This window comes from Agrococcus pavilionensis RW1 (assembly GCF_000400485.1).
Classification (GTDB): Bacteria; Actinomycetota; Actinomycetes; order Actinomycetales; family Microbacteriaceae; genus Agrococcus; species Agrococcus pavilionensis.
Genome location: NZ_ASHR01000024.1, coordinates 24,487 through 37,983 on the forward strand (window position 1 = coordinate 24,487; position 13,497 = coordinate 37,983).

Genomic DNA, 13,497 nt, shown 5'->3' on the forward strand with positions numbered 1-13,497 from the left:
CGCACCCACCTCGGCATGTGGGCGGCATTCGTTACTCTGTGCGGAACAGGGATTCGAGGAGGCAGCGATGTCGACCACCGAGCAGGCCGCGGAGGCGATCCGCGCCGCCCGCGCCGTGCTCGACGATCTCGCCTCGATCTCGCGCGTCTCGCGCCAGGAGCTGGTCGACCTGCTGCACCAGACGGCCGAGCTGGCGCGCATCGTTGATGCCCAGCGCGTGCGGCTCGCCGGCGAGATCGAGCAGCGCTCGAAGGGTCCGGAGGAGTCGTCGATCTGCGCTCTGATGGGCAAGCGCAGCCCGAAGGAGACCGTCGCCTCGGCGTTCGGCATCCGTGCCGGTCAGGCGGCTGAGCTGCTCTCGATGGCCAGGGCGACGAGTCGATCGGTCGGCATCAGCGGCGGCAGCGTCGAGGCGCCCTTTCCGCTCGTGGCCGCGGCGCTCGACGAGGGCGCGATCTCGCTCGCCCAGGTCCGCACCATCGTCTCCGAGCTCGCACCGGCAGCCCCGAGGGCAGATCTCGAGCGGCTCGCCTGGGCTGAGCGCGAGCTCGTTGAGGCGGCGACCGACGTCGCAGCGCCGCTCGTGCCAGAGCTGCTCGCTGTCCGCGCGAAGGCGTTCGTCACCTACCTCGATCCCGATGGCGTGCTGCCGAACGCCGAGCGGCAGTACGCGCAGCGCGACCTGCGCATCTGGCAGCGGCAGAACGGCATGTGGCACTTCGAGGGCGACGCCCCGGCGGAGCCCGGCTCGCAGCTCAAGGCGATGCTGGATGCGTACACCGCGCCGCGTACGAAGGTGCGGTTCGTCGACGACGACGCTCCGCGCGACGATGGAGCGGAGGCCGACCTCGACAACCGCTCGCTCGGCCAGAAGCGCCACGACGCGCTGATGGCGGTCGTTGCGGCGCACGTGGCGTCCGGCGACGCTCCCATCGCGGGCGGCGAGCCACCGCGCATCGTCCTCAACGGCACGATCGAGGCGTTCGACGCGTACATGCAGAACGCGGAGCACCGCGATCGCACCCTCACGATCGAGCACACCGGCGACCTCGTGCCCATCGAGACCCTCGGCCGGCTGCTGTGCGAGGCAGTCGTGCAGCGCGCGATCGTCGACGAGCGCGGCCACGTGCTCGACCTCGGTCGCGAGCAGCGCCTCTTCACCAAGCCGCAGCGCATCGCGCTCGCCATCAAGTACCAGGGCTGCGCGACGCCCGGCTGCAACGCACCGGTCGCCTGGACCGAGGCGCACCACGTCGTCTGGTGGAGCCGAGGCGGACCGACCGATACCGACAACGGCATCCTGCTGTGCAGCCACTGCCATCACGAGGTGCACGCGGGTCGGCTGCTCATCGAGGGCACCCCGGGCGACTGGCGCGTGGTGCCGCAGCTGCGCCCGAGCGATCCCTACGCCCGCGCGACTCGGAGCGGGGAGCCGCTGCGAGCGCTGACCGTGCCGGCCGCCGCCGCATCCTCGCTCGCGGTGAGGCTGCCCGATCCACCGCGACCCGCCAGGCGGCACTTCGCTCGGCCGAGCGGTCGCGCGCCCGGGATCGAAGGCCATCTCAGACGACGAGTCGGTGCTCGACCGACGGCTCGACCACCGGCGGCTGCGCGCGGCGCAGCACGGTGCTGCGGACATGACGGCGCACGCACGGGCGGGCCGTGCGGCGTCAGCTCTCCTTCGTGATCTCCACCGAGACGAACAGCTCGCTCTTGCCCGCTCCGGCGTAGACGCCGCGCAGCGGCGGCACGTCGTTGTAGTCGCGGCCGAGGCCGACCTTCACATGGCGGTCGCCGATGTCGATGAGGTTCGTCGGGTCCCATGCGTTCCACTCACCGGTGAACCATTCGACCCACGCGTGCGACTCGCCCCGGATCGTCTCGCCGATCACCGGCTCGCGCTTCGGGTGCAGGTAGCCCGAGACGTAGCGCGCCGGGATCCCGACGGAGCGCAGCGCCCCGATCGTGATGTGCGCGATGTCCTGGCACACGCCCTTGCGGTTCTCCCATGCCTCGGAGGCCAGCGTGTGCACGTGCGTGACGCCCGACATGTACTCGATCTGCTCGCCGACCATCCGGGCGATCGCCGCCGCCGCGGCGCCCGGCGTCTCGGACGCATCCGCCATCTCCCGCGCCGACGCGACGAGGTCGGCCGACGGGCGCGTGCGCCGCGTCTGCCCGAGCTGCTCGACGTACTGCGTCGCTCGCGCCGCGACCTTCTCGAGCTGCTCCCACGAGAGCTCGTGCCCGCCGGTGAGCCGCGGCCGCACCTCGACGAGGCTCGTCGCCGTCAGCTGCAGCTCCGTGTGCGGCGCGAGCACGTCGAACGAGACCACCTTCGTGCCCCAGTAGTCGTCGTAGGTGTTGACCGAGGTGCTCGGCCGCACGTCGAGGTTCGAGTAGATGACGAACTGGCCGTCGCTCGTCGACGGCAGCATGCGCGACTCGTTGTAGGAGGCGACGACGGGCCGCTCGTAGCGGTAGCCGGTGGTGTGGCGGATGCGGAGCCGGCTCACGAGGCCTCCCTCGTCCAGGCGGGCATGTTGTGGGTCGGGAAGTAGCGCTCGCGCACCGCGTGCGACACGGCCGTCGTGGTCGACTGCACCTTGTCCATCACCGTCGGCAGGCGCTCGATGATCTCCTGGATCGGCGTGAACTCGAGCTCCGCGCGGATCTGCCCGAGCATCCGCTGAGCCGGGTCGACGTAGCCGACGCGGTCGTGCCTCGGCTCGATGTCGTGCAGGCAGTCCTCCGCTCCCCGGATCGAGAACAGGATCGAGCGCGGGAAGAGGCGATCGAGCAGCAGGAACTCCGCCGCGTTCGTCGACGAGGGCACGCCGCGGTAGGTGCGCAAGTACGCCTCGTAGGCGCCGACCGAGCGGAGGATCGTCGTCCACGACGGACCCGACGCCTCGGTGAGCGCGCGCGTGGCCAGCAGTCGCGCGACCATGTCGGCCCGCTCGATGAAGCGGCCGAGGTTGAGGAAGCTCCACGCATCGTCGCGGCTCGCGGTCGAGTCGGCCATCCCGCCCGCGAGCGCCGCGCGCTCGCGCACCCAGCCGAACATGACGTGCACCTGCTCCGGGCTCACGCGCCGCGGCATGTTCGCGTAGGTGGCGTTGAGCACTTCCCACAGCTCGGTCGAGATGATCTCGCGCGCGCGGCGGGCGTTCTCGCGCGCCGCGTTGACGGAGTAGGCGATCGACGCCGGCTGCGAGCGGTCGGTCGCGAGCGTGTTGACGACGTCGACGCGCGTGAGCTTCCGCTCCGGCGGGGCGTCGTGCCCCATGACGCCGAGCAGGGCGCGGCACGCGGTGTCCTCGTCGACCGCGACGTCCTCGAGCAGCAGCTGGAGGTAGACGTCGAGGATGCGCGCGGTGCCGTCGGCGCGCTCGATGTAGCGGCCGATCCAGAACAGGCTCTCGGCGATGCGGGAGAGCATCATCGGGCGTCACCTCCGTCGGCGGGGCGTCTCGATACGCCGGCTTCGCCGGCTGCTCGACGAGCGGGTGGCTGCGAGCGCGCGGATTGCTGCTGCTGCTCCGCCTGCGTCGACTTCGAGGTCGGCGCATCCTGCGGCGACTGGTCCTGCGGATGCTCCCCGAGCGCCGCCGCGGCCGCCGCGGCGGCCGTCACGATCGGGATGGGCCGCGTCATCGGCTCGCCCGAGGCGCCGAACTCGGCGTCGTGGTCGATGAGCGGCAGCTGCTCGCGCGGCCCCGCGAGCACCCACGTGTCCTTCGAGCCCCCGCCTTGCGAGGAGTTCACGACGAGCTGTCCCTCGGGGAGCGCGACGCGCGTGAGCCCGCCCGGCAGCACCCACACATCCTTCCCGTCGTTGACGGCGAAGGGGCGCAGGTCGACGTGGCGCGGCCGCATGCCGTCGTCGACGAGGGTCGGGATGGTCGAGAGCTGCACGACCGGCTGCGCGATCCAGCCGCGCGGGTCGGCGAGCAGCCGCTGCTTGAGCGCCTCGAGCTCCTCGGGCGACGCGTCGGGGCCGACGACGAGCCCCTTGCCGCCCGAGCCGTCGACGGGCTTGACGACCAGTTCGTGCAGGCGGTCGATGACCTCCTCGAGCGCGCCCGGATCCTCGAGCCGCCACGTGTCGACGTTCTTGAGGATGGGCTCCTCGGAGAGGTAGTAGCGGATGAGGTCGGGCACGTACGTGTAGACGAGCTTGTCGTCGGCGATGCCGTTGCCGACCGCGTTCGCGATCGTGACGTTGCCGAGCCGCGCGGCGAGCATGAGGCCGGGGCTGCCGAGCATCGAATCGGCGCGGAACTGCAGCGGGTCGAGGAAGTCGTCGTCGACGCGGCGGTAGATGACGTCGACGCGCGCGGGCCCCTCGGTCGTGCGCATGTAGACGCGGCCGCCGGAGGTGAACAGGTCGCGGCCCTCGACGAGCTCGACCCCCATGAGGCGCGCGAGCAGCGTGTGCTCGAAGTAGGCGGAGTTGTAGACGCCGGGCGTCAGCACGACGACGCGCGGGTCGTCGACGCCGGCGGGGGCAGCGGCGCGCAGCGCGTGCAGCAGCTTGTCGCAGTAGTCGCCGACCGGCCGCACGCGCATCGACGAGAACATCTCGGGCAGCGTCTGCGCGATCACGCGCCGGTTCGAGATGACGTAGCTGACGCCCGAGGGCACGCGCACGTTGTCCTCGAGCACGCGCCACTCGCCGTGCTCGTCGCGGATGAGGTCGATGCCCGAGACGTGGATGCGCACCCCGTTCGCGCCGACGACGCCGGCGGCCTGGCGGTGGAAGTGGGTGGATGTGCTGATGAGCTTCGCGGGGATGATGCCGTCCTCGACGGCGCGCTGCGGTCCGTACATGTCGGCGAGGAACGCCTCGAGCGCCCGCACCCGCTGCTGCACGCCCGACTCGACGTGCTTCCAGTCCTCCGCGGTGATGATGCGCGGCACGGCGTCGAGCGGGAACGGCCGCTCCTCGCCCGCGAAGTCGAACGTCACGCCCTGCGCGAGGTAGGACGTGGCGAGCGCGTCGGCGCGAGCGCGGAGGTCGTCCTTCGACATCTCCGAGAGCGCGTCGTAGAGCGGCTTGTACGGGCCGCGGGCGCTGCCCTTGCTCTCGAACATCTCGTCCCACGGCGTGCCCTGCCGCTTGCGGGGCACGGCGAAGGGCTTGTCGTAGTCGTCGAAGAGGTCGCCCATGGCGCGAGCCTACCGACGGCGGCCGGGTCGAGCCTGCGAGGCGCGACTAGCCTCGAGAGGTGCCGACGCCATCCCCCGCCCAGCTCACCCGCGCTGAGTCGCTCATCGCGATCACGCCCGACTTCCCGAAGCCCGGGGTGCTGTTCCGCGACATCGGCCCGATGCTGCAGGACGCGGATGCGCTGCGGACGGTCACCGAGGCGCTGACCGCGCCGTTCGAGGGCGGCTTCGACCTCGTCGCGGGCGTCGAGGCGCGCGGCTTCGTGCTCGCGGGCGCCGTCGCCGCGACCGCGGGGACGGGCCTGCTCCCCATCCGGAAGGCCGGCAAGACGCCGCAGCCCACGGCATCCGTCGACTACGCGCTCGAGTACGGCGTCGCGACGATCGAGGCTGCGGGCGACCTCACGGGCCGTCGCGTGCTGCTCGTCGACGACGTGCTCGCGACCGGCGGCACGCTCGTCGCGGCCGCGCGGCTCGTCGAGCAGCTCGGCGGCGAGGTCGCCGGCGTCGCGGTCGTGCTTGAGCTCACGGCGCTCGGCGGCCGCGAGCGCGTGCCGGACGCGCACGCGGTGTTCGCCGCCTGAGCCGACCGGCGGCTCCGCTCAGAGCGCCGCGACCGCCGCGGCCTCGACCGCGAGCCCGGCGCGGTAGCGCTCGAGGTACGCCGCGAAGCCCGCGACGTCGTCGGGGTCGGGCTCGACCGTCGACTGCGCGGCGTCCGCGAAGACGGCCTCGTCGAGGTACGCCGAGAGGCTCCGCGCGTCGCCGCCCGCGGCCGCGCGCGCGAACGCGGCGAGGACCGCGATGCCCCATGCGCCGCCCTCCGACGCCGTCTCCCCCACCGACACGGGCGCGCGGAGCGCCCCGGCGAGGAAGCGCTGCGCGACGCCCGCCGTGCGGAACATGCCCCCGTGCGCGAACATGCGGTCGAGCCGCACGCCCTCCTCGTCGAGCACGCGCATGCCGAGCGCGAGCGTGCCGAAGGCGCCGTAGAGGTGCGCGCGCATGAGGTTCGCGAGCGTCAGCCGGCTCTCGGGCGTGCGCACGACCAGCGGCCGACCCTCGTCGAGGCCCGCGATCGGCTCGCCCGCGACGTGGTTGTAGGCGAGCAGCCCGCCGGCATCGGCCTCCCCCGCGAGCGCCTCGCGGAAGAGCGCGTCGAAGACGGCGTCGTCGTCGATCGGTGCGCCGGCGGCCTCGGCGAAGCGCGCGAACACGTGCGCCCACGCGGCGAGCTCGCTCGCGCCGTTGTTGCAGTGCACCATCGCGACGGGGTCTCCCGCGGGCGTCGCGACGAGGTCGAGCTCTGCGTGCACGCGCTCGAGCGGCCGCTCGAGCACGACCATCGCGAAGATGCTCGTGCCCGCGCTCACGTTGCCCGTGCGGGGCGCGACCGCGTTCGTCGCGACCATGCCGGTACCGGCGTCGCCCTCCGGTGCGCACAGCGGCACACCCGGCTGCAGCGCGCCGCTCGGGTCGAGGAGCAGCGCGCCCTCGGGCGTGAGCTCGCCCGCCGGCTCGCCCGCGCGGAGCACCGTCGGCAGCAGCTCGGCGACGCTCGCGACCGGGAGCCGGCCGCCGACGAGCTCGTCGTAGCGCGCGACGAGCTCCGGGTCGTAGTCGCCGCCCGTAGCGTCGATGGGGAACATGCCGGATGCGTCGCCGACGCCGAGCACGGCACGTCCGGTGAGGGCGCGGTGCACGTAGCCCGCGAGGGTCGTGATCGAGCGGACCCGCGGCACGTGCGGCTCGTCGTCGAGGATCGCCTGGTGGAGGTGCGCGATCGACCAGCGCAGCGGGATGTTGACGCCGAAGGCCTCGGTGAGCTCGGCCGCGGCGCGGCCGGTCGACGTGTTGCGCCAGGTGCGGAAGGGCGCGAGCAGCTCGCCCGCCTCGTCGAAGGCGAGGTAGCCGTGCATCATGCCCGAGACGCCGATCGCGCCGAGCGTGCGCAGCTCGACGCCGTGCCGCGCCAGGACGTCGGCGCGGAGCTCGGCGAACGCCGCCTGCACGCCGGCCCACGCGTCGTCGAGCGCGTAGGTCCAGGTGCGCTCCTCGAAGCGGTTCTCCCACGCGTGGGAGCCGACCGCGAGCACGCGCGCGGGATCGGCCGCGTCGACGATGCACGCCTTGATGCGCGTCGAGCCCAGCTCGATGCCGAGCGCCGTGCGGCCCGCCTCGATCGCCTCGGCGCTCATCGGTCGCCCTGCTGCGTTCCGGGCCGCTGGCCGTAGACGTGCTGGTACCGCTCGTGCAGCCGGTCGATGTCGGTCGGCGCGATGGGGATGAGGGGCCCTGCCTCGCGCGCGAGGTGGACCGTGCGGGCGACGTCCTCGACCATGACCGCCGCCTTCACCGCATCCCTCGCCGTCCTGCCGATCGTGAACGGACCGTGGTTCTGCATGAGCACGGCGCGCGAGCGGTGCTCGCGGAGCGTCTCGACGATGCCGCGGCCGATCGAGTCGTCGCCGATGATCGCGAACGGCCCGACGGGGATCGGCCCGCCGAACTCGTCCGCCATCGCGGTGAGCACGCACGGGATCTCCTCGCCGCGCGCCGCCCACGCGGTCGCGTAGGTCGAGTGCGTGTGCACGACGCCGCCGACCTCGGGCATGTGCCGGTAGACGTAGGCGTGCGCGGCGGTGTCGCTCGAGGGGCTCGCCTCGCTCCCGGCGGTGCCGGGCACGACGGCACCGTCGAGGTCGCACACGATCATCCGCTCGGGCGTCAGCTCGTCGTAGTCGACGCCCGAGGGCTTGATGACGAAGAGGTCGGCGCCCGGCACGCGGCCCGAGACGTTGCCGCCCGTCCACACCACGAGTCCGTAGCGCACGAGCTCGCGGTGGAGCCGCGCGACGTCCTCGCGCACGGCGTCGACGGCCGCGAGCGTCGTCGCGTCGAGCGCAGTCGCGGCCATGCTCAGTGGAGCGCGATCGTCTCGACCGAGCGCAGCTGGTCGCGGATGAAGCGGTTGGCGTGCGCGGCGAGGTCGTCGGAGTCCTCCCACAGGTTGCGCCAGATGCCGAGCGTGTTCGAGAGCGACTCCGAGACGACGGCGCTCGAGAACGACTCGAAGACGATCGGGCCGTCGTAGCCGAGCCGCGCGAGGCCGCGGAAGAAGGAGCCGAAGTCGACCGACCCGGTGCCGAGGTAGCCGCGGTGGCTCTCGCCGATGTGCACGTAGCGCAGCCGCTCGCCCGCGTCGAGGACGGGCTCGAGCATCCCCGACTCCTCGATGTTCATGTGGTACGTGTCGAGGTGCAGGTGCACGTTGTCGTGCCCGATCTCCTCGAGGAAGCGCAGGCCGCCGCGCGCGGTGTTCGCGATGTTCGTCTCGTAGCGGTTGACGATCTCGAGCGAGAGCGTCACCCCTGCCGCGGCCGCGCGGTCGGCGAGGCGGCGGAGCGCCGCGGCGGAGTTCGCGCGGCCCGCCTCGGTCGCCGGGGTCGTGTACTTCTGCATCGCCGAGTAGATGACGCCGCAGAGGTGCGCTCCGCCCGCCTCGGCGACGACGTCGATCGCCCGCTCGAGGAGGGTCTCGCCCTCGCGGCTCACCGCGGCGTCCTCGCTCGAGAGGTCGTGCGCGGCGTCGAGCCCGAGGCTCGACGTCATCGCGACGCCGTGGTCGTCGAGCATGCGGCGCACGAGCGCGCCGTCGATCGCGAACGGATCCATGAGCGGCAGCTCGAGCAGGTCGAACCCCGCCTGCTGGGTGCCGGCGATGGCGGTCTGGAGGCCCGCCTCGTCGAACGTGCCGGTGAAGACGAGGCCGTGGACGCCGATCTGCATGATTGCTCCTTCGCTGGGTGGTCTATCGCGCCGCGTCGAGGATCGCGCGGCGCACGTGCTCGTCGTCCCGACCGTCGATGCGGTCGAGGACGGCGTCGGGGAGGAAGGTCGGCTCGCCCACCGAGAGCGCCCCGACGAGGATGCGCGCGACCTTGTCGGCCATCTCGGTGATGCGGAGGCACTCGGCCGGCGTCGCGCCGATCGCGAAGATGCCGTGGTTCCGCATCCACGCGACCTTCGGGAGCGCGCCGTGCCGGTCGGCGAAGTCGCGCAGCTCGTCGCGCATGAGCCGACCGAGGCTCAGGCCCGGGTCGACGTAGGGCACGAGCAGCGTCTCGGTACCGAGCACGACGATCTGGTCGGGGAAGAGCGCACCGGCGGCGAGCAGCCCTGCCCGGTCGGAGCACAGCACCGAGTTCGCCGCGATGGGGTGCGTGTGGCAGGCGGCGCCCGCGCCGGAGCTCAGCACGACCGCGTGCAGGAGCGCCTCGACGCTCGGCCGCTTCGCGTCCGGGTCGACGCGCGAGGTCATGAGCGCCTCCGCGACGCGCGCGTCTCCCGCACCGCCCTCGAACGCGGCCGGGTCGTCGAGCAGCTCGAGGATCGGCGCGAACCAGCACTCGACGAGGTCGTCGGGCCCCGACGCCGCGAGCGACGAGCCCGTGGCCTTCACGAGCATCCGCTCGTCGTCGAGCCTCGCCGAGACGTTGCCCTCGGCGAGGATGACGAGCTCGCGCTGCGGCTCGCCCACGGCGTGCGCGAGCCGCAGCAGGTCGTCGCGGGGATCGGTCACTTCGGCGCTCCCGGCGCGGTCGCCGGGACCGCGAGGCGCGGTGGTGCTCCCGCCTGCCGCCTGCGGATCGTGGCGTTCGAGAGCAGCGAGGCGCCGAGCAGCACGATGCCGAGCGCGAGCAGCTGCGCCTGCGCGCCCTCGTTGCCGGGCACGACGAGCAGGATCGAGGCGTTGAGCCACACGATGAGCAGCGCCGCGAGCAGGATGCCGCTCAGCTTGCCGATGCCGCCCGTGATGGCGACGCCGCCGAGCACCGCGATCGTGATCGCGGGCAGCGCCATGCCGCTGCCGCTCGTGCCCGCGTCGGGCCGGGCGGAGGCGAACTGCGCGACGGTGTACACGCCGACGAGGCCCGAGATCGCGCCCGCCGTGACGTACGCCATCATGCGCGTGCGGCGCGTGTCGATGCCGGCCCACTGCGCGGCCGTGTCGTTCGTGCCGATCGCGTAGAGCTTGCGGCCGTAGGTCGTGCGGTTGAGCACGAACCACGCGACGATCGCGACCGGGATGAGGAACGTGAAGACTCCGAGCGGCACGAGCGGCAGCGTGCCGCCGATCACCGGGAGCTCGACGGCCTTCGCCGCGTTGTAGAACTCCGAGATCTCGGGGCCCGAGATCGGCCGCTGCTCGCTCACGACGAGCGCGATCGAGCGGTAGGCGTAGAAGGTCGCAAGCGTCGTGATGAGCGCGGGGTAGCCGAGGTAGGCGGTGAGCACGCCGTTGATCGCGCCGAGCAGGGCGCCGAACGCGACCGCGAGCACGACCGCGACGAGCAGCGGCAGCCCGACCTGCTGGTAGAGCATCGCGAAGACGATGCCCGTGAGCGAGACCATCGAGCCGACCGAGAGGTCGATGCCGCCGCGGCCCGACGTGATCACGAACAGCTCCGCGAGCGCGAGCAGCGCGAGGGGCACGTAGGCGATGAGCGTCGAGGCGAGGTAGTCGCTGTTGAACGTGCCGCTCGTGAGCCCGAGGGCGTCGAGGATCGACATCGCGACGAGGAGCACGATGATGAGCGCGAGCAGCAGCACCGCGCGGTCGCGGAGGATGCCCGAGCCGAGCCACTCGCGCACGCGCGAGGTCGGCTCCGCGCGGCGCTCCGGGGCGGGGGTCGTCGTGGTGGCGGTCATGCGCGCGCCCTCCTGGCTCGCTCGCGGATGATGTCGGTGCCGACGGCGATCAGGATGAAGATGCCGACGAAGAGGAAGCCGAGCTGGGTGGGCCAGCCGAGCTGCGTGACGCCCGAGACGACGGTCTGCACGAGGATCGCGCCGAGGAGCGTGCCGACGACGCTGCCGCGACCGCCGAGGATCGACGTGCCGCCGATGACGACGGCCGCGATCACCTGGAGCTCCTTGCCCGAGCCGACCGACTGGTCGAGCGTCGAGGTGCCGGTCGCGATGATCATGCACGCGGCGAGCCCGGCGAGCGCGCCGGTGATGAGGTAGACCCACACGAGCCGCGGCTGCACCTTGATGCCCGCGAGCCGCGCGGCGTTCTGATTGCCGCCGATCGCGTAGAGGTTGCGGCCCGACTTCGCGTAGCGCAGGAACCACCACGCGACGGCGACCGCGAGCACCGCGATCGCGAAGGAGTGCGGCACGCCGAGCGTCGAGCCGGCCGAGCCGCGGCCGAAGAACTCGAGCGTCGAGGGGATGCCGTTGACGGTCGAGGAGTTGAAGACGCGCAGCCCGAGCCACGTGAAGACGTTCGCCGTGCCGAACGTGATGATGATCGGATGCACGCGGCCGTACGCGATCAGGACGCCGTTGAGCGCGCCGAGCGCGGCGCCGATGACGATCGCGAGCGCCACCGCGACGATCGCGGGCACGTCGTAGCTCACGAGCACGCGCGCCGTCACGACGGCGGAGACCATGATCATGCCGGCCACCGAGACGTCGATGCCCGCGGTGATGATGACGAACGTCATGCCGACGCCGATGAGCGCGATCGGGGCGACCTGCACGAGCAGCGGGCCGATCGAGCCGGGCGTGAGGAACGCGGGCGTGAAGATGCCGAGCAGCACCCACAGCACCACGAGCACGACGAGCAGCACGACCTCCTGCCCCGTCACGATCGGGGGCAGGATGCGGCGCATGCTCACCGCCTGCGGCGCGCGGGCTTCGGTCGCGGTGGTCATCGGTCGTCCTCCTGGGTGACGGGCTCGTCCTCGGCGCCGGCCGCCGCCGCGAGGAGCGACGCCTGGCTCGCGCTGGGCGGGAACTCGCGGGCGATGCGCCCGGAGCGGAACACGAGGACGCGGTCGGAGATGCGCTGGACCTCGGCGAGGTCGGTGGTGATCACGAGCACGGCCGTGCCGCGCGCGGCGAGGTCGGCGATGATCCGGTGGATCTCCTCCTTCGCGCCGACGTCGACGCCCTGCGTCGGCTCGGCGAGCACGAGGAGCTTCGGCTGCTCGACGATCTGGCGGGCGAGCACGACCTTCTGCGCGTTGCCGCCCGACATCGCGCCGAGCGGCTGCCGCGAGGTGGGCGTCTTGACCGCGAGCCGGCCGATGAGGTCGTCGGCGATGCGCCGCTCCGCCTTGGGCGACACCCAGCCGGGCAGCTTCCCGAGCAGGCCGAGCGAGCCGACCGTGATGTTGAAGGCGATGCTCTGGAAGGAGAAGGAGCCCTGCGACGAGCGGTTCGCGGGCACCATGCGGATGCCGCGGCGCTTCGCGTCGGCGGGCGTGCCGGGCTGCCTGTCGCTGTCGACGACGCGCATCCGCCCGCCCGTCGCGCGCCGCATGCCGTAGACGACCTCGCCGACCTCGGCCGCGCCGGAGCCGATGAGGCCGTAGAGGCCGAGCACCTCGCCCGCGCGCACCGAGAGCGACACGTCGGCGAAGGCGCCGTCGAGCGTGAGCCCCTCGAGCTCGAGCACGGTCTCGCCGTGCTCCCCGGGGACGTGCTCGCCCTCGTCGATCGCGCCGCCGACCATGCGCTCGGCGATCTCGCGCACCGAGAGCTCGCCGATCGGCTCGGTCGAGACCGTCTCGCCGTCGCGCATGATCGTGACGGCATCGGCGATGCGGAAGAGCTCGTCGAGCCGGTGGCTGATGTAGATGATGGAGACGCCGTCGGCGGCGAGCCGCCGCACGACGCCGAAGAGCACCTCGATCTCGGCGTCGGTGAGGATGGCGCTCGGCTCGTCGAGGATGAGGATGCTCGCCTGCTCGAGCAGCGCCTTCGCGATCGAGACCTGCTGCTGCTGGGCGATCGAGAGGCCGCCGAGCGGCTGCGAGGCGACGCTGCGGTCGAGGCCGACGGTGTCGAGCAGCTCGAGCATGCGCGGCGCCTGTGCGCGCCAGTCGATCATGGGGCCGCGCGTGATCTCGCGGCCGACGAAGAAGTTCTCGGCGACGGTGAGCTCGGGGAAGAGCTGCGGCTCCTGGTAGACGGTCTGCACGCCGAGGCCGATCGCGTCGGTCGTCGAGCCGATCGAGACGGGTGCGCCGTCGATCGCGATCGTGCCGGTGTCGGACTGCTCGGCCCCGGCGAGGATCTTGATGAGCGTCGACTTGCCCGCGCCGTTCTCGCCCACGAGCGCGTGGACCGTGCCGGGCATGACGGTGATGTCGGCGTGGCGGATGGCGCGCACGCCGCCGTAGCGCTTCGAGATGTCGCGCATCTCGAGCCGGGGCGTGGAGTCGTTCCCCGGCGTGGGGCGTGCCCGCTGGGCGGTGTCGGTCATGGTGCTCCTCGTGGTCGCCGGCGCGGAGGCCGGCGGGCTGCCTGCGG

The 13,497-nt window shown here is 72.5% G+C and carries 12 protein-coding genes; 2 read left to right on the forward strand and 10 right to left on the reverse strand.

The window, feature by feature from the left end; translation table 11 throughout:
- Window positions 1-67: 67 nt before the first annotated feature.
- Complete coding sequence (locus L332_RS22155) at window positions 68-1,687, forward strand: HNH endonuclease signature motif containing protein (RefSeq protein WP_021010484.1); 1,620 nt, start codon at window positions 68-70, stop codon at window positions 1,685-1,687.
- On the opposite strand, the gene L332_RS22160 is transcribed toward L332_RS22155, so the two are convergent.
- The 3 genes from L332_RS22160 to L332_RS22170 are packed head-to-tail and all read right to left on the reverse strand — an operon-like array spanning window position 1,671 to window position 5,172.
- The gene (locus L332_RS22160; RefSeq protein WP_021010485.1) at window positions 1,671-2,516 is read right to left on the reverse strand and encodes a transglutaminase family protein; all 846 of its coding nucleotides are present in this window, start codon (window positions 2,514-2,516) and stop codon (window positions 1,671-1,673) included. The two genes, L332_RS22155 and L332_RS22160, sit on opposite strands and share 17 nt — an antisense overlap.
- Window positions 2,513-3,442 carry an alpha-E domain-containing protein gene (locus L332_RS22165; RefSeq protein ID WP_031223657.1) on the reverse strand — a complete coding sequence of 310 codons (930 nt, stop codon included), beginning with the start codon at window positions 3,440-3,442 and terminating at the stop codon, window positions 2,513-2,515. The genes L332_RS22160 and L332_RS22165 overlap by 4 nt, the downstream gene beginning before the upstream one ends.
- The gene (locus tag L332_RS22170) at window positions 3,442-5,172 is read right to left on the reverse strand and encodes a circularly permuted type 2 ATP-grasp protein (RefSeq protein WP_021010487.1); all 1,731 of its coding nucleotides are present in this window, start codon (window positions 5,170-5,172) and stop codon (window positions 3,442-3,444) included. The genes L332_RS22165 and L332_RS22170 overlap by 1 nt, the downstream gene beginning before the upstream one ends.
- A 59-nt stretch (window positions 5,173-5,231) precedes the next feature.
- Between L332_RS22170 and L332_RS22175 the strand changes: the two genes are divergently transcribed.
- Entirely contained in the window at window positions 5,232-5,756 is a 525-nt protein-coding gene (locus L332_RS22175) for an adenine phosphoribosyltransferase (RefSeq protein WP_021010488.1), read from the forward strand.
- An 18-nt stretch (window positions 5,757-5,774) separates the two neighbouring features.
- Here the strand turns inward: L332_RS22175 and L332_RS22180 are convergent, their stop codons facing one another.
- Genes L332_RS22180 through L332_RS22210 form a run of 7 tightly spaced genes read right to left on the reverse strand, consistent with a single transcriptional unit; the run spans window position 5,775 to window position 13,450 of the window.
- Window positions 5,775-7,370 (reverse strand): xylulokinase, encoded by a 1,596-nt coding sequence (locus L332_RS22180; RefSeq protein ID WP_021010489.1) that lies wholly within the window; start codon window positions 7,368-7,370, stop codon window positions 5,775-5,777.
- Complete coding sequence (locus L332_RS22185; RefSeq protein ID WP_021010490.1) at window positions 7,367-8,089, reverse strand: L-ribulose-5-phosphate 4-epimerase; 723 nt, start codon at window positions 8,087-8,089, stop codon at window positions 7,367-7,369. The genes L332_RS22180 and L332_RS22185 overlap by 4 nt, the downstream gene beginning before the upstream one ends.
- A 2-nt stretch (window positions 8,090-8,091) precedes the next feature.
- On the reverse strand, window positions 8,092-8,961 hold the full coding sequence (locus L332_RS22190; RefSeq protein WP_021010491.1) for a sugar phosphate isomerase/epimerase family protein: 870 nt from the start codon (window positions 8,959-8,961) through the stop codon (window positions 8,092-8,094).
- A gap of 22 nt (window positions 8,962-8,983) precedes the next feature.
- Window positions 8,984-9,754: a class II aldolase/adducin family protein gene (locus L332_RS22195; protein ID WP_021010492.1), complete on the reverse strand. Its 771-nt coding sequence runs from the start codon at window positions 9,752-9,754 to the stop codon at window positions 8,984-8,986.
- On the reverse strand, window positions 9,751-10,884 hold the full coding sequence (locus L332_RS22200) for an ABC transporter permease (RefSeq protein ID WP_021010493.1): 1,134 nt from the start codon (window positions 10,882-10,884) through the stop codon (window positions 9,751-9,753). Before L332_RS22200 ends, L332_RS22195 begins: the two co-directional genes overlap by 4 nt.
- Window positions 10,881-11,894, reverse strand: coding sequence for an ABC transporter permease (locus L332_RS22205; protein WP_021010494.1), 1,014 nt, complete (start codon window positions 11,892-11,894; stop codon window positions 10,881-10,883). The genes L332_RS22200 and L332_RS22205 overlap by 4 nt, the downstream gene beginning before the upstream one ends.
- On the reverse strand, window positions 11,891-13,450 hold the full coding sequence (locus L332_RS22210; RefSeq protein WP_021010495.1) for a sugar ABC transporter ATP-binding protein: 1,560 nt from the start codon (window positions 13,448-13,450) through the stop codon (window positions 11,891-11,893). The genes L332_RS22205 and L332_RS22210 overlap by 4 nt, the downstream gene beginning before the upstream one ends.
- Window positions 13,451-13,497: the final 47 nt, after the last annotated feature.